18 protein-coding genes and 2 pseudogenes are annotated in these 19,188 nt (G+C 63.7%); 12 read left to right on the forward strand and 8 right to left on the reverse strand.

Going from position 1 to position 19,188, the window contains the following annotated elements:
• The first annotated feature begins 42 nt into the window (after positions 1–42).
• The 5 genes from ACVIN2_RS10715 (at position 43) to ACVIN2_RS10735 (ending at position 4,693) form a co-directional block, all read left to right on the forward strand.
• Complete coding sequence (locus tag ACVIN2_RS10715; protein WP_456765594.1) at positions 43–1,020, forward strand: small ribosomal subunit Rsm22 family protein; 978 nt, start codon at positions 43–45, stop codon at positions 1,018–1,020.
• Positions 1,021–1,156: 136 nt separating this feature from the next.
• Complete coding sequence (locus ACVIN2_RS10720) at positions 1,157–1,717, forward strand: LemA family protein (protein ID WP_456765595.1); 561 nt, start codon at positions 1,157–1,159, stop codon at positions 1,715–1,717.
• A gap of 32 nt (positions 1,718–1,749) precedes the next feature.
• Positions 1,750–3,003 carry a M48 family metallopeptidase gene (locus ACVIN2_RS10725; RefSeq protein WP_456765596.1) on the forward strand — a complete coding sequence of 418 codons (1,254 nt, stop codon included), beginning with the start codon at positions 1,750–1,752 and terminating at the stop codon, positions 3,001–3,003.
• A 205-nt stretch (positions 3,004–3,208) separates the two neighbouring features.
• Complete coding sequence (locus ACVIN2_RS10730) at positions 3,209–3,964, forward strand: P-loop NTPase family protein (protein WP_027516412.1); 756 nt, start codon at positions 3,209–3,211, stop codon at positions 3,962–3,964.
• Positions 3,965–4,024: 60 nt separating this feature from the next.
• A complete protein-coding gene (locus ACVIN2_RS10735) occupies positions 4,025–4,693 on the forward strand; it encodes a hypothetical protein (protein ID WP_456765597.1) in 669 nt (222 codons plus the stop codon).
• Between the two features lie 39 nt (positions 4,694–4,732).
• Here ACVIN2_RS10735 and ACVIN2_RS10740 read toward each other — a convergent pair whose 3' ends face one another.
• The 7 genes and pseudogenes from ACVIN2_RS10740 to petA form a co-directional block, all read right to left on the reverse strand.
• Complete coding sequence (locus tag ACVIN2_RS10740; RefSeq protein WP_007595035.1) at positions 4,733–5,272, reverse strand: adenine phosphoribosyltransferase; 540 nt, start codon at positions 5,270–5,272, stop codon at positions 4,733–4,735.
• An 8-nt stretch (positions 5,273–5,280) separates the two neighbouring features.
• Positions 5,281–7,446 carry an anthranilate synthase component I gene (locus ACVIN2_RS10745; protein WP_456765598.1) on the reverse strand — a complete coding sequence of 722 codons (2,166 nt, stop codon included), beginning with the start codon at positions 7,444–7,446 and terminating at the stop codon, positions 5,281–5,283.
• 246 nt (positions 7,447–7,692) lie between these two features.
• The gene (locus ACVIN2_RS10750; protein ID WP_456765599.1) at positions 7,693–8,595 is read right to left on the reverse strand and encodes a DMP19 family protein; all 903 of its coding nucleotides are present in this window, start codon (positions 8,593–8,595) and stop codon (positions 7,693–7,695) included.
• A 22-nt stretch (positions 8,596–8,617) separates the two neighbouring features.
• Positions 8,618–8,866, reverse strand: a pseudogene (locus tag ACVIN2_RS10755) (DMP19 family protein); the annotation flags it as partial.
• 95 nt (positions 8,867–8,961) lie between these two features.
• Positions 8,962–9,550, reverse strand: a pseudogene (locus ACVIN2_RS10760) (dienelactone hydrolase family protein).
• 225 nt (positions 9,551–9,775) lie between these two features.
• Positions 9,776–11,848, reverse strand: a complete 2,073-nt coding sequence (gene fbcH, locus ACVIN2_RS10765; RefSeq protein WP_456765600.1) for a cytochrome b/c1 — start codon at positions 11,846–11,848, stop codon at positions 9,776–9,778.
• A gap of 62 nt (positions 11,849–11,910) precedes the next feature.
• Entirely contained in the window at positions 11,911–12,441 is a 531-nt protein-coding gene (gene petA / locus ACVIN2_RS10770; RefSeq protein ID WP_026232845.1) for a ubiquinol-cytochrome c reductase iron-sulfur subunit, read from the reverse strand.
• A gap of 288 nt (positions 12,442–12,729) precedes the next feature.
• Between petA and ACVIN2_RS10775 the strand changes: the two genes are divergently transcribed.
• From ACVIN2_RS10775 to ACVIN2_RS10800, 6 genes are all read left to right on the forward strand, one after another.
• Entirely contained in the window at positions 12,730–13,188 is a 459-nt protein-coding gene (locus tag ACVIN2_RS10775; RefSeq protein ID WP_007595044.1) for a tRNA (cytidine(34)-2'-O)-methyltransferase, read from the forward strand.
• An 18-nt stretch (positions 13,189–13,206) separates the two neighbouring features.
• Positions 13,207–13,839 carry a 7-carboxy-7-deazaguanine synthase gene (gene queE / locus ACVIN2_RS10780; RefSeq protein WP_456765601.1) on the forward strand — a complete coding sequence of 211 codons (633 nt, stop codon included), beginning with the start codon at positions 13,207–13,209 and terminating at the stop codon, positions 13,837–13,839.
• A gap of 17 nt (positions 13,840–13,856) precedes the next feature.
• Positions 13,857–14,222 (forward strand): 6-pyruvoyl trahydropterin synthase family protein, encoded by a 366-nt coding sequence (locus ACVIN2_RS10785; RefSeq protein ID WP_219684514.1) that lies wholly within the window; start codon positions 13,857–13,859, stop codon positions 14,220–14,222.
• A 119-nt stretch (positions 14,223–14,341) separates the two neighbouring features.
• Positions 14,342–15,229, forward strand: a complete 888-nt coding sequence (gene hemF / locus ACVIN2_RS10790) for an oxygen-dependent coproporphyrinogen oxidase (protein WP_456765602.1) — start codon at positions 14,342–14,344, stop codon at positions 15,227–15,229.
• Positions 15,226–15,972 (forward strand): HAD family hydrolase, encoded by a 747-nt coding sequence (locus tag ACVIN2_RS10795; protein ID WP_456765603.1) that lies wholly within the window; start codon positions 15,226–15,228, stop codon positions 15,970–15,972. The genes hemF and ACVIN2_RS10795 overlap by 4 nt, the downstream gene beginning before the upstream one ends.
• 374 nt (positions 15,973–16,346) lie before the next feature.
• Entirely contained in the window at positions 16,347–16,553 is a 207-nt protein-coding gene (locus ACVIN2_RS10800; protein WP_018454945.1) for a YodC family protein, read from the forward strand.
• 272 nt (positions 16,554–16,825) lie between these two features.
• Here the strand turns inward: ACVIN2_RS10800 and ACVIN2_RS10805 are convergent, their stop codons facing one another.
• Positions 16,826–17,914 carry a winged helix-turn-helix domain-containing protein gene (locus ACVIN2_RS10805; RefSeq protein ID WP_456765604.1) on the reverse strand — a complete coding sequence of 363 codons (1,089 nt, stop codon included), beginning with the start codon at positions 17,912–17,914 and terminating at the stop codon, positions 16,826–16,828.
• Positions 17,915–18,191: 277 nt separating this feature from the next.
• Between ACVIN2_RS10805 and ACVIN2_RS10810 the strand changes: the two genes are divergently transcribed.
• On the forward strand, positions 18,192–19,103 hold the full coding sequence (locus ACVIN2_RS10810; RefSeq protein ID WP_456765605.1) for a DUF1127 domain-containing protein: 912 nt from the start codon (positions 18,192–18,194) through the stop codon (positions 19,101–19,103).
• Positions 19,104–19,188: the final 85 nt, after the last annotated feature.

The following is a 19,188-nucleotide window of genomic DNA, read 5'->3' on the forward strand; positions in this document are numbered from 1 at the left end:
GCACCCATTGACGTCGTCATCCGCGAAAGCGGATGATCAAACATGATCTCTCCGACGCTCCCCGCCGAACTGAAAGCGGCCCTCGACGGCAAGCTGCAGGGCTTTTCCCGCACCGACGCTGCGCAACGATCGCAGAAAATCTCGACCACCTATCGCACAGGCGGCGGCTCCGGCACGATCAAGTCGGAGGCCGATGCGCTCGCCTATGCGCTCGCGCGCATGCCGGCGACCTACGCGGCGGTGGCGGCGAGCCTGAATGCGCTGACCGAGATCGCACCGGACTTCGCTCCGGAAACATTGCTCGACGTCGGCGCCGGTCCGGGCACCGCGAGCTGGGCCGCCGCGGAGGCGTTCTCCTCGCTGCAGGATTTCACCCTGCTCGACGCCAACGCCACGCTCAGCCGTCTCGCGCTCGAACTGGCGCGCGACAGCACGCGTCTGGCGGATTGCCGCTATCTGCCGGGCGATGCCGGCGCGAACCTCGCCGAGGTCTCGCAAGCCGATCTCGTCGTCGCGAGCTATGTCATCGGCGAGCTCAGTGAGGGCGATCAACGCAAGCTCGCGGAAGCGATGTGGGCGAAAGCGCGCCACGCGCTGGTCGTGATCGAGCCCGGCACGCCCGCCGGCTACGCCCGCATCCTCGCTTTGCGCCAGCAACTGATCGCGGCGGGCGCCTACGTCGCCGCACCCTGCCCGCACGAAAAGCCGTGTCCGCTGGCGGCGCCCGACTGGTGCCATTTCTCCCAGCGCTTGCCGCGCTCGCAGGCTCATCGCCAGATCAAGGGCGCCGAGGTGCCGTTCGAGGACGAGCGATTCATCTACGTGGCGCTGACCCGTACGCCGCCGGCAACCCGCGCCGCACGCGTGCTGGCGCCGCCGGATGTCGGCAAGGCCGAGATCACGGCCAAGGTGTGCACCGGGGAAGGCCTCGCGATCACGAAGGTGCCGCGCCGTGACAAGGCCGCCTATGCCAGCGCTCGGCGCTGGCGCTGGGGCGATGCCGCCATTGCCGAAAGTTAACTTCCTCCGGCTCTTTCACCTTGAACTCGGATAGCCCCTCATCCGACCAAATCCTACCTCCCCTCTGCGCGGGGCTCTCGCTCCGCACCAATTTGGTCTACCCTAGCGCCCGCCCTTCCCCCTTCAGGAGTTCTCCATGTCGACCGGCTGGATCGTCCTCGGCGTTATCGTCGTCCTCGTGTTCTTTGCCTTCGCCGCCTACAACCGGCTGGTGGCGCTGGGCCAACGCGTCGGCCAGGCCTTTGCCGACGTCGACGTGCAGCTCAAGCAGCGCCACGATCTGATCCCGAACCTGGTCGAGACGGTGAAGGGCTATGCCTCGCATGAGCGCGGCACGCTCGACGACGTCGTCAAGGCGCGCAATTCGGCGATGTCGGCGCAGGGACCGGCACAAGTGTCCGCGGCCGAGACCCAGCTCTCCGGCGCGCTCGGCCGGCTGATCGCGCTGTCGGAGGCCTATCCCGACCTGAAGGCCAACGCCAATTTCCAGCAGCTCGCCAGCGAGCTGTCCGATCTCGAGAACAAGATCGCAGCCAGCCGCCGCTTCTTCAACAACGCGGTCCAGGAATACAACACCGGCATCCAGCAGATGCCCGCCGCTCTGTTCGCCGGCATGTTCGGCTTCACCAAGAAGGACTTCTTCGATCTCGGTGCCAGCCGCACCGAGGTCGAGGCCACGCCGCAGGTGAAGTTCTGAGTTGAGCCGATAGGCCGGCAGGGCATCGCGTCATGGCCGCGTATGGTCTCTACACGCACATCGCCTCGAACAAGTTTCGTTCGATGCTGCTGCTCGCCGGCCTGTTCGCGCTGGTCTATGTGCTGGTCTATGCCGGCGCGCTGATCGCCGAAGTCGTCATCAATGGCGACGAGACCGTCGTCCATTATCTGAGACGCGCCTTCTATGATCTGAAAGTCGCCGCACCGGTTGCGACCGTCGTGGCAGCGGCCTGGGTCGTGATCGCCTACTTCTTCCACCAGTCGATGATCGATGCGGTGACCGGCGGCCACGACGTCACCCGGCAAGAGGAGCCGCGGCTCTATAATCTGCTCGAAAATCTCTGCATCTCGCGCGGCATCACGATGCCGAAGCTGAAGATCATGGAGAGCCCGGCGCTGAACGCGTTCGCGACCGGCCTCAATCCACGGCAATATTCGGTCACCGTCACCACCGGTCTCCTCGATGCGCTGGATGACAAGGAGATCGAGGCGGTGCTGGGCCATGAGCTGACCCACATCAAGAACGGCGACGTGCAGCTCATGGTGGTCGCCGTCATCATCGCGGGTGTGGTCGGGTTCTTCGGCGAACTGTTCTTCCGCCTGTTCACGAATTTCAGCTGGGGCTCCGGCGGCTCGTGGTCGTCGGGCTCCTCCTCGTCGTCACGATCGTCCTCGTCGTCGAGCGACAGCAAGAGTTCGGGGGGCGGCGCGGTGATCGTCATCATCATCGCGGTCGTGCTGATCGTGGTGGCCTGGCTGTTGTCGCAGGTGGTGAAGCTCGCGCTGTCGCGCTCGCGCGAATATCTCGCGGACGCGGGCTCCGTCGAGCTGACGAAAAACCCGGACGCCATGATCTCGGCCCTGCGCAAGATCGAGAACCGCGGCGAACTACCGGGCGCAACCTCGGCAGTGATGGAGCTCTGTGTGGACAATCCACGCGAGGGTTTTGCCGATTTGTTCGCGACCCACCCGTCGGTGCAGTCCCGGGTCGACGCACTGGTCAAGTTCGCCGGCGGCCATGATCCTGGCCCGCTGCCGCCTCCCGCCGACGAGGCCGAGGAGCCAGACGCGCAAGCCGACCGGCAGGACACTCCACCGCCGCTGCGCCAGGGTCCCAGGCGAGGTCCTTGGAACGACGCAGGCGGCGCAGCCAGTCCGCCGCCGTTGCCCGCACCCAGCTCCGCTGGAACCGCCAGCAGCAACCCGATAGGTAATTCCTTGGGCAATCCCACAGGAAATCCTATGGGTCCTTGGGGCCGCCATTGAGCGTGATTTGACGCCATGCGCGGCGGGTTTCGTCGCGATTGCGAAAAACCTCGGGAATTGCCGTAACTGGGCCCTGCGGAATTGAATTATCCCTTGTTTCTGCCATGTTCGCGCCCAACAGCAGACTTGGGACATCTTTGCGACATCGATTTGGGGCCCGGCCGATTGCGACTTCGCGATCGGGGGCGCGCGTTAGGGGACAGCAATGGCAAAGCCGGCAGTGGTTGTGGTGGGCGCAGACAAGGGCGGGGTCGGCAAGACCACTGTGTCGCGCACCTTGCTCGATTATTTTTCCGCCAACAACGTGCCGACGCGCGCCTTCGACACCGAGTCGCCGCGCGGAACCCTGAAGCGCTTCCACCCCGACATCACCGAGATCGTCGACATGACGACGACGTCGGATCAGATGAAGATCTTCGACACGCTCAACGCGACGAGCCCGTCGGTCACCGTGATCGACGTCCGCGCCGGCCTGCTCTCGCCGGCGCTCGCCTCCTTGCGCGACATCGGTTTCCTCGACGCCGCCAAGGCCGGCCAGATCACCTTTGCCGTGTTCCACATCCTCGGACCCTCGATCGCTTCTCTGGACGAAATCGCCGAGACCGCGGGCTTCATGGGGGGTGCCAAATACTTCCTGGTGAAGAACTTCATCAACGATACCCAGTTCTTCCAGTGGGATCAGGCGACCTACCAATCGTATTTCAACCGCATCAAGGACGCGACCGAGCTGACCATCCCCAAGCTCAACGAAATGGCCTATGAGCAGGTCGAGGTGTCCTCCGTCCCGTTCCTGAAATTCGTCGCCAACAAGGGCATCAACGACGAGGCCGCGAACTATTCGTTCGTGCTGCGCGGCTATGTCCGGCATTGGCTTGCGAACGTCTGGAGCGAATTCGACCGGATCCGGCTGACCGATATCGTCGGCTCGACGAAATCCGGGAGCCGCAACAGCGAAAAATAGTTGCGCAAGCCGGGCGGATACGGCTGGATTGGTCGCCAAGTTCGACTGATATAGCTATCGATGCCCGCGACGCCCCTCTACATCATTTGCTCGCCCCGCCCGCAGGTCGGCAAGACCCTGCTGGCGCGGCTTTTGAGCGAATTTTTGCTGCTCAAGAACGGCAACGTCGTGGCCTTCGACGTCAACTTGAAGGAGCCGTCGCTGCTCGACTATCTGCCGAAGATCACGGAGACCGCCGACGTGATCGACACCTATGGCAAGATGCAGCTGATGGATCGCGTCATCGTCGATGACGGGGTTGCCAAGGTGATCGACCTCGGCTTCCACGCTTTCGACGAGTTCTTCAAGATGACCGAGGAAATCGGCCTGTGGAAAGAGGCGGCGCGCCGCCACGTCGCGCCGATGATCCTGTTCGTCGCCGACACCGACCGCGTCTCGGCTCGCGCCCACGAGATGCTGCGCGAACAGATCCCGCGGATCAATCTGATCACGGTGGACAACGAGCACATCGTGCGCGGCGAGCTGCCGGCAGCGATGGCCGGCGGCCGGCTGTTGCGCCTGCCGGCGCTGCCCGGCTTCCTGAAGACCTATATCGGCCGCCTGAACTTCTCCTTTACCGGCTATCTGCGCCAGGAGAAGGATGCCTCGACCGAGCTGCACCAGTGGACCCGGCGCAATTATCTCGCCTTCCGCGAGCTCGAGCTCAGCCTGATCCTGCAACGGTCCTAGGCGAGAATTTACCCGGGCGATATTCCTCGGCGTCCTGGCTCAGTGCCCCTCGAACGTCATCAGCGTGCGCACCGGCACGTCCATCGCGCGCAGCTTGGCGGCGCCGCCGAGATCGGGCAGGTCGATGATGAAGCAGGCGGCGACCACATTGGCGCCGATCTGGCGCAGCAATTTCACCGCGCCTTCCGCGGTGCCGCCGGTGGCGATGAGGTCGTCGACCAGGATCACGCGCTCGCCGGGCTGGATGGCGTCGACATGCATCTCCATCTCGTCGATGCCGTATTCGAGAGAGTAAGCGATCCGCACGGTGGTGTGCGGCAGCTTGCCCTTTTTCCGGATCGGCACGAAGCCGGCCGACACCTGGTGCGCCACCGCGCCGCCGATGATGAAGCCGCGCGCTTCCATGCCGGCGACCTTGTCGATCTTGTTGCCGGCCCAGGGATTGACGAGCTCGTCGACCGCGCGGCGGAACGCACGCGCATCCGCGAGCAGCGTGGTGATGTCGCGGAACAAGATCCCGGGTTTCGGGTAGTCCGGGATGGTGCGGACGCTCGCCTTCAGATCGTGGTCAAAAGTCATGGTGCCTCTCAATCAGCGCGCGCGTCCAAACGGAACGCGTTCTCGACAATTCGTAAGCCCACCTCGCCGCTGAGCGACATCAGCGATTCCGGATGGAATTGCACGCCGGCGACCGGCAGGGTCTTGTGCTCGAGCGCCATGGCGACGCCGTCCTCGGTGCTGGCGGTGACGGATAGCACCTCCGGCATGCTGTCGCGCTCGACATAGAGCGAGTGATAGCGGCCGATCACGATCTCGTTCGGCAGATTGCGCATCAGCCGCCCGCCGCGCACCTGAACCCGCGAGGGCCGGCCGTGGGCGGGATGCGTGAGCTGCCCGAGCTCGCCGCCGAAATACTCGCCGATCGCCTGGACGCCGAGGCAGACGCCGAACACCGGCAGCTTGTTCTCCAGTGCCGCGTCGATGGTCTTCTTGATCCCGAAATCCTCAGGCCTGCCGGGCCCGGGCGACAGCACCAGCAAATCCCACCGCTTCTGCTTGAGCATGTCGAGCGCATGCACATGGCGGACCACGGTGACGTCGGCGCCGACCTGACGGAAGTAATCGGCCAGCATATGCACAAAGCTGTCGTCATGGTCGATCAGCAGCACCCGCTTGCCGCTTCCGGTGGCATCGGGCGCAAAGGCCGACAGCGGCTTCGGCGGATCGCCGCGCAGCGCCTGGAACAGGGCTGCGGCCTTGACCTGGCATTCGCGGTCCTCGGCGGCGGGATCGGAGTCGAACAAACAGGTGGCGCCGACGCGCACTTCCGCAAGGCCTTCCTTCATCCGGATGGTACGGATGGTGAGACCGGTATTGATGCTGCCGTCGAAATTCACCGCCCCGATCGCGCCGGCATACCAGCGGCGCGGCGAGCGCTCGTGATCCTCGACGAACTGCATCGCCCAGAGTTTTGGCGCGCCGGTGACGGTGACCGCCCAGGCATGGGTGAGGAACGCATCGAGCGCATCGAAGCCGGGACGCAGCATGCCTTCGACATGGTCGACGGTGTGGAAGAGTTTTGAATAGGTCTCGATCTGCCGACGCGCCAGCACCTTGATGGTGCCGGGAACGCAGACGCGCGCCTTGTCGTTGCGGTCGACGTCGGTGCACATGTTGAGCTCGAACTCGTCCTTCTCGGAGTTCAGGAGCTGGCGGATCTGCTCGGCATCGCCGATCGCATCGGTACCGCGCGCGATCGTACCCGAGATCGGGCAGGTCTCGACCCGGCGTCCGTCCGAGCGCACGAACATTTCCGGTGAGGCCGAGACGAGAAATTCGCCCTCGCCAAGATTCATCAGGGCGCCGTACGGCGACGGGTTGATGACGCAGAGCCGCTGGAACACTTCCGCCGGCGAGCGATCGCAGGGCTCGGCGAAGAGTTGCCCTGGCACCGCCTCGAACAGATCGCCACGCGCAAAGGCAGCGCGCGCGGTCTCGACCGTAGCCTGATATTCGCCGGGCGCGTGATCGGCAAAGCCCTGGCGCGGTGTCTTGAGGTATGGGCTCTCGGCGGTCTCATGCGGCAGGCCCGCGGTGGACTTGCCCTTCCACACGAAATCGTAAGTGAGCACGACGCCGCGGCCGGTGGCGCGGTCATAGGCGAGCAGGCGGTCGGGCACGTAGAGCACGACGTCGCGCTGGTCGCTCTCGCGCGCGCGCTTCTGCACGAGGTCCTCGATCTGGAACACGAGGTCGTAGGCGAAGGCGCCGAACAGGCCGAGCACGCCGTCGTCGTTGGCGGAGAACGCGGCGACGAGATCGCGCACCAGCGACATCACGCTGGCGCGCCGCGTGCGCTGGTCTTCGTCGATCGGGGCTTCGCCGCGAATGATATGACCGGCAAGGCGCGTGGGCGTCGTCTCGGAGATCACGACGCAGGGTTCGCGCAAGACGTCGGCGAGGAAGGCGATCGGCACCTCCCCGCGCGCGTTCAGCGCTTCCAGCTTGAAATTGACGCCGGTGGTCTCGAGCTTGAGCGGCGGGTCGGAGAAGCCGAGGTCAAAACTCTCGTAGCGGCCGGGCACGGTCGTACCCGACGACAGCACCACGCCGCGGCGGCGGTCGAGCAGGCTGACGAGATCGTCGAGCCGGTTGGCGCCGCCGGAAAACTGTTCCGCCACGCGCGTGATCGCAAGCCCCGCGCGGGTCACATAGTCGCTTCGAGCCGGAAGGGCAAAGACGGTCCTGTTCATGGGGTCCTCTTACGAAACTTGTCGAGGGAACGCCACACAGGACAAACGATCAGGCCGCCGCACTGCGTGGGCGACCTCAGACGATTTTGGGAGAATAAATCGCACCGGCCACCTCTTAGGAGGTGCGCCACCAAAGACGGGATGGGCGGACGGCGGTGCTCATGGGGCGGATACTCACCATGGCCCGGGGACGGCGTCAAGGGTGGCTCGGTCGCCTCAACCGCAAAATGGCGCAAATCGCGAGGGTTATGGCCGGTCTTGCAGGCTGTCGCGCCCAACGGCCGCGTCTGCGGCATGACGCTCGATTTCGTCTCGCATGACCGTGAGCACGAGTTCACCGTCAGATCCGATGACCTGGGCGCGGTCGCCAAATGTTTCGACCAAAACGCTGGTCTCTCCTGTGACCGCACACCAACTGGCTCGATCGTCGCTGACGCTCAAGGCCGTGATCACCGCCGTGGGACCCAGACTTAACTTCCGCAACAGCAGGTCGATCGCTTCGGCCGCAAAGTTTTGCTCGGCAATTCTCGAGAAATTCTGGATCGTGTCAGTCCCCACAGTCGACAGCCGCGCGCCCACTATCGTAGGGGGCTTCGCAAGTTCATAAAATCGTCCACCCGCCTCGTCAAAGGCGCATAGCCGCGAGCCCTTGTTGGTCCTTACGACGAACGCCGTGCATTGCTGCCCCTCCACATCCGTGTCGAATCCTGGAAGCACCATGACCTTGAGCTCCGGGTCAGGCCTCACCGCCCCACAGGCCGCCGCGATCGTGATCTGCAAATCGTCAGTCATCTGGAAGCTGATGTGGCGAACGCTTTGCCAGATCCGGCGGTGGGACAGATGTGGGTTAAGCTGCGCAAGCCGCTCGATTTCAGAAGCATACTGCTCCTGCGCGACGGCGTGCAATTCGGGCCAGCTCGCGATCCATCGGGCCGCGAGTGGTATCATTGGCTGCTCTCGTTCTACCGCATAGAAGCGCTCATCAAGCGCGCTGAGCGCCGCGGCGCGGTTTTCGAATCCGGTCTGCAGCGCAGCCTCGTCGGGATGTGCCTCTACCCAGGCGATCATCTCCTGCAAGATCTGGTGTTGCGCGCTCGCTCCCATCGCCTCCAATCCAGCGAGTGCATCGCCGGACGTCGTTGGGAGCATCGCGAGCCCCTGTGTTGCCGATGAACTGGCTGTGACCGCCGTTGCAGACCTGAGCGAGATAGAAGTCGGCATGATAGGCCTGTATGGCCACGGCCGGGAGTTCACCTCTCGTGTAGACGCCGAAATGCTGAATTCGGCTGACATAGTCGACCACAGCGCCAGTGAGATAATGGGCCTTCTGGGGGTCCCGAGCCGCCTCCAGCGCTTCGCGGGACACCACAACCTTGGTCAAGCGGCCTTCCACAATCATCGTGCTCTCCTGCAGTGGCATGGTGGAAACCCCTGCGACTGCACTCTATGATTGCAGTGATCGATTTTCAAACGCGATGCGGCGCTAGCGCATATCGCGGCGCGCCGCCGCCCGGCCTACCCCAGATGCTTTCGGAAAAATTCCGTCGCCCTGCCCCAGGCGAGCTCGGCGGCTTCGCGGTCGTGGACCGCCTGGCGCTGCTCGTTGACGAAGGCGTGCTCGGCGTCATAGCGGAACAGCTCCAGCGACTTGCCGGCGGCCTTCATGGCCTTTTCGAAGCCGTTGACCAGCTCCGGCGTGCACCAATCGTCCTTGTTGGCGAAATGGGCCTGGAGCGGGATCTTGACGTCGGCGGGCTTCGCCGCCTGCTCCGGCGGAATGCCGTAGAACACCACGCCGGCCGCGAGCTCCGGCACGTGCACCGCGCCGATGATGGTGACGGCGCCGCCGAGGCAGAAGCCGGTTAGCCCGACCTTGGCGCCGTTGCGCGACAGATATTGCGTGGCGCCGCGCACGGTCTGCGTGGTGGCGTCCATGAAGTCGAGCGAGTTCATCTCTTTGCCGCGCCGCGTCGGTGTCGTGATACGGCACCACCTTGCCTTTGTAGAGATCAGGCGCGAGCGCATCGAAACCGGCCAGCGCGAAGCGGTCGCAGAGACCCTTGATCTGGTCCGACAGGCCCCACCATTCCTGGATGACGACCACGCCCGGCGCGTTGCCGCGCGCGGCATTGGCGAGATACCCCGATGCGTCCTTGCCGTCCGGGCGCTTGAAGGTGATGGCGGTTCCCATGGTGTCCTCCGACGAGTTTTTGAGTTCGCGGCATTTTGGCGTTTGAGCGCGCGATAGGCAATCGCGCCTGACAACACACTCTCGTGCCCAACAAAAAAGCCCCCTCGCGGGGGCCTCTTCATTCTCGCCTCGGGCCGCTCAGTGCGAGTCGGCCCAGACCTTCTTCTTGGTGAAGTACATCAGGCCGGCGAAGATGATCAGGAAGATGAAGACCTGGAAACCGAGGCGCTTGCGCGCTTCCATGTGGGGTTCGGCGGTCCACATCAGGAACGTGGTGACGTCCTTGGAATATTGCGCGATCGTGGTCGGCGAGCCGTCGTCATAGGTGACCTGGCCATCGCTGAGCGGCTTCGGCATCTTGATGGCGTGGCCCGGGAAATACTTGTTGTAGTAGGAGCCCTCCGGGATGGTCACGCCTTCGGGCGCCTTGTCCTCAAAGCCCTGGAGCACCGCCGAGACGTAGTCCGGGCCCTGCTCCTGATACTGAGTGAAGAAGTCGACGATGAACCAGGGGAAGCCGCGGCCGTAGGAGCGCGCCTTGGTGATCAGCGACAGATCAGGCGGCGCCGCGCCGCCGTTCGCCGCACGCGCGGCCTGCTCGTTCGGGAATGGCGAGGGGAAATAATCCGCCGGTCGGCCCGGGCGTTCGAACATGTCACCCGCGTCGTTCGGGCCGTCCTTGACCTTGTAGTCGGAGGCGAAGGCCGCAGCCTGCGCGACCGAATAGCCGGGACCACCAGCTTCCGCGAGGTTGCGGAAGGCGACGTAGGACAGGCCGTGGCAGTTGGCGCAGACTTCCTTGTAGACCTTCAGGCCGCGCTGCAACGCGCCGCGGTCGTACTTGCCGAACGGACCGGCGAACGACCATTTGTTGCCCGGCGGCTTGTCGCTGCCTTCGGAGGCACGCGCGTTGTCGGCGGAGCCCGCAAACAAAGCGCCCGCCAGCGCAAGCACGATCGCGCTCGACACCATCGGCGTCGACCTGCTTCCGGTTTTGGCCAGGACGGCATCCGAGATCGAGTTCGGCACCGGCCGCGGCTTCTCGATGCGCGAGAGCAGCGGCAGCACGATCAGGAAGTAGGCGAAGTAGCAGAACGTCAGGACCCGGCCGGCGATCACGTAGATGCCTTCCGGCGGCTGCGCGCCGAGATAGCCGAGCAGGATGCAGACCGCGACGAAGATCCAGAAGAACTGCTTGGCCAGCGGACGGTACTTCGACGATTTGGTCTTGGCAGCATCAAGCCAGGGCAGGAAGCACAGGATGATGATCGCCGAGAACATCCCGATCACGCCCGCGAGCTTGTTCGGGATCGAGCGCAGGATTGCGTAGAACGGCAGATAATACCATTCTGGCACGATGTGCGGCGGCGTCACGCCCGGGTTCGCGGGAATGTAATTGTCGGCGTCACCGAGGTAGTTCGGCATGTAGAAGATGAACCAGGCGTAGAGCAGCATGAAGCAGGACACGCCAAACATGTCCTTGATGGTCGCATGCGGCGTGAACGGAACCGTGTCCTTCTCCGTCTTGGGCTCGACGCCATCAGGGTTGTTCTGGCCGGAGACATGCAGCGCCCAGACGTGGAGCACGACGACGCCCGCGATCAAGAACGGCAGCAGATAGTGCAGCGAGAAGAAGCGGTTCAGCGTCGGGTTGCCGACCGAATAGCCGCCCCACAAGAGCGTCACGATGCTCTCGCCGACATAGGGGATGGCGGAGAACAGATTGGTGATGACGGTGGCGCCCCAGAAGCTCATCTGGCCCCAGGGGAGCACGTAGCCCATGAAGCCCGTCGCCATCATCAGCAGGTAGATGATGACGCCGAGGATCCAGAGCACTTCGCGCGGCTCCTTGTAGGAGCCGTAATAGAGGCCGCGCAGCATGTGGACGTAGACGGCGACGAAGAACATCGAGGCGCCGACGGCGTGCATGTTGCGCAGCAGCCAACCGTAATTGACGTCACGGACCAGCAGCTCGACCGACTTGAAGGCGAGGTCGGCGTGCGGCGTGTAGTGCATCGCCAGGATCACGCCGGTCAGGATCTGGATCCCCAGCATGAAGGAGAGGATGGCGCCGAAGGTCCACCAATAGTTCAGGTTGCGCGGGGTGGGATAGACCACGAAAGAGGAGTGCATGAGGCCGAGGATCGGCAGACGTCGCTCGATCCATTGCAGGGCCGGATTGCTCGGCTGGTAGTCGGATGGTCCGCTCATGATGCGATCCTGAGGAAATAGTACGACGAGACGGCGCGAAGCTTCGGACGAGGGCCCGAGGCTCAGCCGATCTGGATTTTGGTGTCGGAAACGAACTGGTACGGCGGCACCGGCAGGTTCGCGGGCGCGGGCCCCTGGCGGATGCGGCCGGACGAATCGTACTGCGAACCATGGCAGGGGCAGAAGAACCCGTCGTAATTGCCTTCATGTGCGATCGGGATGCAGCCGAGATGGGTGCAGATGCCGATCACGACCAGCCACTGCTCGTGGCCGGACTTGACCCGGGCCTCGTCGGACTGCGGATCGGGCAGGCTCGCCACGTTGACGGCGCGCGCCTCGTCGATCTGCTTCTTGGTGCGGTGGCTGATATAGATCGGTTTGCCGCGCCAGAACACCTTGATGTCCTGCCCCTCGGCGACCGGGCTGAGATCGACCTCGATCGGCGCACCGGCGGCGATGGTCGACGCATCAGGATTCATTTGGGAAATGAAGGGCCAGAGCGCGGCTGCGCCCCCTACTGCTGCAGCTGCCCCCGTTGCAACGAATAAGAAATCACGGCGTGTCGGATGGTCCGCCGAAGACGCTGTCGTCACGATTCCAACCCTTTCTTCTTATGCAGCCGGCGGAACCGCTCCAGGAGCCCCCAAGGTCCCCAGAACAGCCTGCCGGCGCCCGCGGCCCCCCGCGGCGGCAGAACTTCGCGTGCCCCCACCAAAACAAGGCGAAAACAGCAGTCCAGAATCGTTCTATTGGCACCCTTGCCGGGCGAGCGCAAGCCCGCTATCGGCGCGGGAGCGTGCAATGCACGAATTCCGCGGCCAGCGATGTTTTATTGAGACATTTCCGGCCCGCACCGAACCGATACAGCCCATGCAGAGCCCATGCAGATAGCGCTTTTCCAACCTGACATCCCCCAGAACACCGGCACGATTCTCAGGCTCTGCGCCTGTCTGGGCGTGGCCGCCCATATCATCGAGCCGGCGGGCTTCCCCGTCTCCGACCGGCATTTCCGCCGGGCGGGAATGGACTACCTCGATCAGGTCAGCATCGTCAGGCACGACTCCTGGTCGAAATTCGAGCAATGGCGCGCGGCGCAGGGCGCCCGCCTGCTGCTGTTCACCACCAAAGGGGCGACCGACTACCGCGATTTCCGTTACCAGACGGCGGACATCCTGCTATTCGGGCGCGAGAGCGCCGGCGTCACCGAGGCGGTGGTCGAGGCGGCGGACGCGCGGCTGGTGATCCCGATCGCTCCGGGGCTGCGGTCGCTCAATGTCGCCATGACCGCGGCGATGGCCGCAGGCGAAGCGCTGCGGCAGCTCCGGAACCCGCAAGTTTGAGATGTTGAGGAGAGACGGTTGAGTTACGCGGTCAAGGAAATCTTCCTGACCCTGCAAGGCGAAGGCGCCCATGCCGGGCGCGCGTCCGTGTTTTGCCGTTTTGCCGGCTGCAATCTCTGGAGCGGGCGCGAGGCCGACCGCAGCGAGGCCACCTGCAAATTCTGCGACACCGATTTCGTCGGCACCGACGGCACGCTCGGCGGGCGCTATGCCTCGGCCGCGGAACTCGCCGGCACCATCGCGGCGCAATGGACGGCGTCGGCCGACAACCGTTACGTGGTGCTCACCGGCGGCGAGCCGCTGCTCCAGGTCGATGCCGCGCTGGTCGACGCGCTCCATGCCCGCGGCTTCGAGATCGGGGTCGAGACCAACGGCACCATCGCCCCGCCCGAGAGGCTCGACTGGATCTGCGTCAGCCCGAAGGGCGGCAGCGATCTGGTGATCCGGCGCGGCCACGAGCTGAAGCTGGTCTATCCGCAGCCGCTCGCCATGCCCGAGGCCTTCGCGGATCTCGCCTTCGAGCGCTTCTCGCTGCAGCCGATGGACGGGCCCGAGGTCGCCCAAAACACCGCGGGCGCAATCGACTATTGCCTCAATCATCCGCAATGGCGGCTCAGCGTGCAGACGCATAAGTCGCTCGGTATCAGATAGGATTGGTTTTCGAACAGATGTGGGAATTGACGAAATCGTTTCGCTTCGAGGCGGCGCACTCATTGTCGGGAACGACGTTCGGCGCTGATAGCGAAGAGATCCACGGCCACTCCTTCCGCGCCGAGGTGACGCTGCGCGGCACGCCCGATCCCAAAACCGGCATGGTGGTCGATCTCGGCCTGGTCCAGCGCGCCATCGAGGACGTGCGCATGATTCTGGACCACAAGTACCTCAACAAGATCGAGGCGCTGGGCACGCCGACGCTGGAAAACCTCTCGCGCTTCGTCTGGGAGCGGCTCGCCCCTATCGGCAAGCTCACCCGCGTCAGCATCCACCGCGACAGTTGCAACGAGAGCTGTACCTATTACGGCCCGCAAGGCTAGAATTCGTAGGGTGGGCAAAGCGCAGCGTGCCCACCATTCAAGATAAACGGTGATCGATGGTGGGCACGGCGCAAGCGCGCCTTTGCCCACCCTACGAGCCGGTTCGTTGGGATTTGCATATGGACGTTTCTACGATCGAAGACCGCAAGACGCGCGCACGCGCCTGGTTCGAAGCCCTGCGCGACGACATCTGCGCGAGCTTCGAGCGGCTGGAGGACGATGCCCCGCAAAGCCTTTATCCGGGCGAGCCGGGCCGCTTCAAACGCACGCCGTGGCAGCGTACCGATCATACCGGCGCGGCCGGGGGCGGCGGCGTGATGTCGATGATGTCCGGCCGTCTGTTCGAGAAGGTCGGCGTGCACTGCTCCACCGTGCACGGCGAATTCGCGCCCGAGTTTCGCGCGCAGATTCCAGGTGCGGCGGACGACCCGAAGTTCTGGGCCTCCGGCATCTCGCTGATCGCGCATCTGCGCAATCCGCACGTGCCCGCGGTGCACATGAACACGCGCTTCGTCGTCACCACGAAAGCCTGGTTCGGCGGCGGCGCCGATCTCACACCGGTGCTCGACCGCCGGCGCACGCAGGACGATGCCGACAGCATCGCCTTCCACGCCGCAATGAAACAGGCCTGCACGCAGCCGAACGGCGTCGCCGATTACGACAAGTACAAGAAGTGGTGCGACGAGTATTTCCACCTGCCGCACCGCAAAGAGGCGCGCGGCATCGGCGGCATCTTCTACGACTGGCACGATAGCGGCGACTGGGACGCCGACCTCGCCTTCACCCGCGATGTCGGCCGCGCTTTCCTGAAGATCTATCCCAACATCGTGCGGCGCAATTTCGAGACCAGCTGGACCGCGGAGGATCGCGAAGAGCAATTGATCCGGCGCGGCCGCTATGTCGAGTTCAACCTGCTCTACGACCGCGGCACCATCTTCGGTCTCAAGACCGGCGGCAATGTGGATTCGATCCTGTCGTCGCTGCCGCCGGAGGTGAAGTGGCCATGACGACGATGAAGCCCGCAATGAGGCCGCTGCCGCGCGCCATGCTGATCGACATGGACGACACCATCCTGTCGGCCTATGCGCGGCCCGAGATCGCCTGGAACACGATCACAGCGGAGTTCGCGGAGGAGCTCGCGCCGCTGCCGCCGCAACTGGTCGCAAGCACCGTCCTATCGTTCGCGAAAAACTTCTGGGCCAATGCGGACGCCTCCTGGCGGATGAAGCTCGCCGAGGCCCGCCATCTCACCGTCAAGGGCGGCTTCGCCGCGCTCGCGGCCGCCGGTCATCGTGCCCTGCCCGACGACCTCGCCATTCGTCTCGCCGACCGTTTCACCGCCTATCGCGAGGAGGAGATGTTCGTCTTCCCGGGCGCACATGACGCCATCGACAGGCTCAAGGCGCTCGGCATCAAGCTCGCGCTGGTGACCAACGGCGCCGCCGACACTCAGCGCGCCAAGGTGGAGCGCTTCGAGCTGGCGCATCGCTTCCATCACATCCAGATCGAGGGCGAGCACGGCTTCGGCAAGCCCGAGGAGCGCGCCTATCTGCACGCGATGGACGCGCTCGGCGTCACCGCCGAGGATACCTGGATGATCGGCGACAATCTGGAATGGGAAGTGGTGACTCCGCAGCGTCTCGGCATCTACTCGATCTGGATCGACGTGCATGGCGACGGCCTGCCCGAAGGCTCGATCGTCAAGCCCGACCGCATCATCCGCTCGCTGACAGAACTGGTGCCGGGCTGACTGCAATCAGGGTGCGCAAACAAAAACATCGAAAACAACCCCATGCACAGTAGACGGCCGCAGCAAAATCAAGGACTTGCGGCAAGCGTAAACTGCGGATCTGACAAAATCGTTTGCTCCGTCGGGCAAAACAGGCGCATGGTGTCATGGTCGCGACGCACGGGACGGAAGAGCCCTTGCGCCATCCATCGAACAGGCGCCATTGCCTCTCGTGATGGGATCGCTCCGGCCTAAAGCTCTCTGATCGACGTTTCAGCAGTCCGGCCGGCGGATGCGCGCTACCGCAACACATAAACCGACCGAGTAGCCCGTGATTGGCATGTCATCATGCCGGTTTGCTAGCTTCACCGTCAATCAACCCGAAAGGACCATCCATGGAACTAAAAGCCGGCGATATCGTCATGCTGAAATCCGGCGGGCAGCCGCTCACCGTCGCGGACGTGAAAGGCGACGACGTGATCTGTCTCTGGATGGGCGCGGAAGGCGATCTGTTTCGCGAGACGCTCCCGCTTGCGGTGCTCGAGCACCTGGAAGAGCTCGACGACGAAGACGAGGATGAAGACGACGAAGACGAGGAGTAAGCGCGGCTGAAGCCGCATCTAGTTTGATCGGAGCGCACAGCTCCGGCGCGCATGATGTCCGCTTCTTCGCCAACAATGGCGCGATAGCGGACATCGCTGCATGGCAGAACGGCCGACGAGGACGTTGTCCGGATTCGTCCTCTTGTCAGCATCCGTTACCTTGCTGACGGGATTCCTCGGCGGATACTTTCAGGATCATCGTGTCTCACGTAAGTGGTGCAGCCAGCACTGTCACGGCAATTCCCATTTGTCCCGTCGGCCGTAGGCCGAGATTAGCTTGTGTAAGCCTGAAGGCCCGCGCCGATATTTAGCGATCGGCTACACGGTTCGATGGCTTCTTCGTATTGGCGGAGCTGCAGGTGCGCAACACAGAGGAGCCGCACCGTGATATTCTTCTGCAAGATGGCTAGATCTGTCCGATCGCCGTCGAACCGGTCGGACCATACGTCGTGCGCAGTCTGAAGATCAGTCAGCGATACGCTGATCCGCACCTGATCTCCGCTGCGCTTCACCGCGCCGCGCACCGCCCAGCGGGTGCCGATATCCGTTCCAAGCTGCTTCAGATCGATCGACTTATTCTTGTAGGTGCGGGCGGCCTCGCGTCCGATGACGAAAGTGGCGGGCGCTCGCGCAAGATCGGTCGTCAAATCTGTCGTGATGGCATCGGCAAGGTGATCCTGCTCTGGATCGTTGGTGAGGTTGGCGAAGGGCAACACGATGAGAGAGAGACGATGCGCGATCTCGGGCCTGACTTTCGGCTGTCCGTGAAGCTCTCGAGCTTCCTGAACCGCGTCGGTACGGAGCGTCTTCCAGACATTCCAATAACCGACAAGGCCGCCGGCAATTGCACCGATGGCAGCCACCGACGCCAGCGTCCCGCCGACGAACTTCAGAGGGCCTCTGATGTGACGCACCCAGTTCTTGGGCCGCCATTTGAAAGCTACTTTTTCGGAGAACTCCGGGACCAAAACCGCTGCCTCCGCGGCTGCGCGCGCAAGATTCGACGGTTCTGCGAGGGCGCCTGATGTCACCGCAGTTTCGGGACATCGCTCGTCATCGTGGACAGCGCCCACGAAACGAAAGCCCTTTCGTGGAAATGTCTTGATAAGACGTTGTTGCACGCCTGAGTCACCGATCGCGCGTCGGACCGCGTTCAATCGGGTCGTCAGGGCCGCATCGGACACGATCCGACCATTCCAAATCGCGTTTATGAGATCATCCTTGCTGACGACGCGATCCCTGCTGCGGATCAAATAGCCGAGCAGATCAAGTACCTGTGGCGTCGTAGGCACGGCATCAGCCCCGCGCCGCAACTCGCGCCGGTCGGTATCCAGCATACAGTCCTCGAAGAAATAGCGCATGGCACCATTCCCCAGGCTTGCCCTCTACTGCCGAGAGCGCCGCAGCGATTGTCCGGCGGAGGATAGGCCTTCGAACGGAAAAATGTAAGCCGAATATCAAGTGTGCCTTGCCCAGCGTCGCGGGATCGGCCGACGTCAGCCGCACGGAAACGCCCCCGCACCGGCTGGACGCAAAGAATAAGCCGCCGGTAAGAAAAATGTAAGCCCCTCGTCAAGCGTGCCGGACCAAGCATTGGCACCTTAGCCCTCGGTGAGAAGCAAGCCAAAGGAGATTGCGATGAGCGCGATCTATGGCGCCGCGGGGATGCGACGGCCCTTCGGATCAACGCAGCGCGTTGTCAGCCTGGTCCGGCAATTCTTGAGCACATGGCGGGAGCGCCGCAGACGCCGGAGTGCACAAGCAACCCTGTGCTGCCTCAGCGACAGGGAACTCATGGACATCGGCACGACGCGTGGCGAGATCGACTACATCGCCTCGCACCGAAACATCGCGAGGCCGAATCGTTCGACAGACCGGGACAGCGGCGTCATTGCCCTGCTGCTCTGTGGCGCGCTTATCCTCGCTTTCGCAAGCGAGGCCAAAGCTCAATGCACCGCGCAGGACGTTCTGCGCAATCACCTGGACCTCAAGACCGCTCCTCCGGTGCCGCGATCGCAGACTCCCGTCAGTTCGGCCGCCGATGTTCGGCTGTGGAAGACGATTGCGATAGGGACGTTCAGGGACATGCGCGCCCTTCGCAAGGCGATGAGTGCAATGGGCTGCGACGTCGGAAGCGCCGCTGCTGAAGTCCTTGCGCGGCCGGCTTTTACTCTGAGTGGCAAGAAAACGGACGTGGAGCTCGTCCCTATCTCGGCCGCTGAGCTCGGCTTCGAGGGCGAGACAGCGTCGTTGACCGAAATCCATGCGCGCGCGCAACGGCTGGGCTTCGGGCTTGCGCCCGCAGAAATTGCTCCGCAGCTGAGACTTCAGTACTTGGACCAGCCAATCGGTGAGTTTCTCATCATCGGGATGGAGCCGATCAGGACATGGGCGGGTGAACCGGTCATCCTGACGGTAGCCAATGGTGGAGCAGGCCTCATTCTCATCGGCCAGGGCACCCGCGAGAACGCGGAAATTCCAGTGAACTCCACCATTGTATTCGTGCGGCCAAGTACACCCGCCCCGGCCGAGACGGCAGCATTCAAGTAGCTCGGGTCATGCGTATGTCCGCTCTACGCCGAGATGCGGCATTTTTGGGTACTCGCCCCGGTCACATCGAACCACGTCGATAGTT

It is taken from the genome of Bradyrhizobium sp. USDA 3650 (assembly GCF_054057395.1).

Excerpts from the sequence above, each read along its gene's own strand:
- ACVIN2_RS10810 (WP_456765605.1), top strand. The coding sequence starts at position 18,192 with ATGAGCGCGATCTATGGCGCCGCGGGGATGCGACGGCCCTTCGGATCA.
- ACVIN2_RS10730 (WP_027516412.1), top strand. The coding sequence starts at position 3,209 with ATGGCAAAGCCGGCAGTGGTTGTGGTGGGCGCAGACAAGGGCGGGGTC.
- ACVIN2_RS10800 (WP_018454945.1), top strand. The coding sequence starts at position 16,347 with ATGGAACTAAAAGCCGGCGATATCGTCATGCTGAAATCCGGCGGGCAG.
- ACVIN2_RS10785 (WP_219684514.1), top strand. The coding sequence starts at position 13,857 with ATGTGGGAATTGACGAAATCGTTTCGCTTCGAGGCGGCGCACTCATTG.
- hemF (WP_456765602.1), top strand. The coding sequence starts at position 14,342 with ATGGACGTTTCTACGATCGAAGACCGCAAGACGCGCGCACGCGCCTGG.
- fbcH (WP_456765600.1), bottom strand. The coding sequence starts at position 11,848 with ATGAGCGGACCATCCGACTACCAGCCGAGCAATCCGGCCCTGCAATGG.
- ACVIN2_RS10795 (WP_456765603.1), top strand. The coding sequence starts at position 15,226 with ATGACGACGATGAAGCCCGCAATGAGGCCGCTGCCGCGCGCCATGCTG.
- ACVIN2_RS10805 (WP_456765604.1), bottom strand. The coding sequence starts at position 17,914 with ATGCGCTATTTCTTCGAGGACTGTATGCTGGATACCGACCGGCGCGAG.
- ACVIN2_RS10775 (WP_007595044.1), top strand. The coding sequence starts at position 12,730 with ATGCAGATAGCGCTTTTCCAACCTGACATCCCCCAGAACACCGGCACG.
- ACVIN2_RS10715 (WP_456765594.1), top strand. The coding sequence starts at position 43 with ATGATCTCTCCGACGCTCCCCGCCGAACTGAAAGCGGCCCTCGACGGC.
- ACVIN2_RS10745 (WP_456765598.1), bottom strand. The coding sequence starts at position 7,446 with ATGAACAGGACCGTCTTTGCCCTTCCGGCTCGAAGCGACTATGTGACC.
- ACVIN2_RS10720 (WP_456765595.1), top strand. The coding sequence starts at position 1,157 with ATGTCGACCGGCTGGATCGTCCTCGGCGTTATCGTCGTCCTCGTGTTC.
- ACVIN2_RS10725 (WP_456765596.1), top strand. The coding sequence starts at position 1,750 with ATGGCCGCGTATGGTCTCTACACGCACATCGCCTCGAACAAGTTTCGT.
- ACVIN2_RS10750 (WP_456765599.1), bottom strand. The coding sequence starts at position 8,595 with ATGCTCCCAACGACGTCCGGCGATGCACTCGCTGGATTGGAGGCGATG.
- ACVIN2_RS10740 (WP_007595035.1), bottom strand. The coding sequence starts at position 5,272 with ATGACTTTTGACCACGATCTGAAGGCGAGCGTCCGCACCATCCCGGAC.
- ACVIN2_RS10735 (WP_456765597.1), top strand. The coding sequence starts at position 4,025 with ATGCCCGCGACGCCCCTCTACATCATTTGCTCGCCCCGCCCGCAGGTC.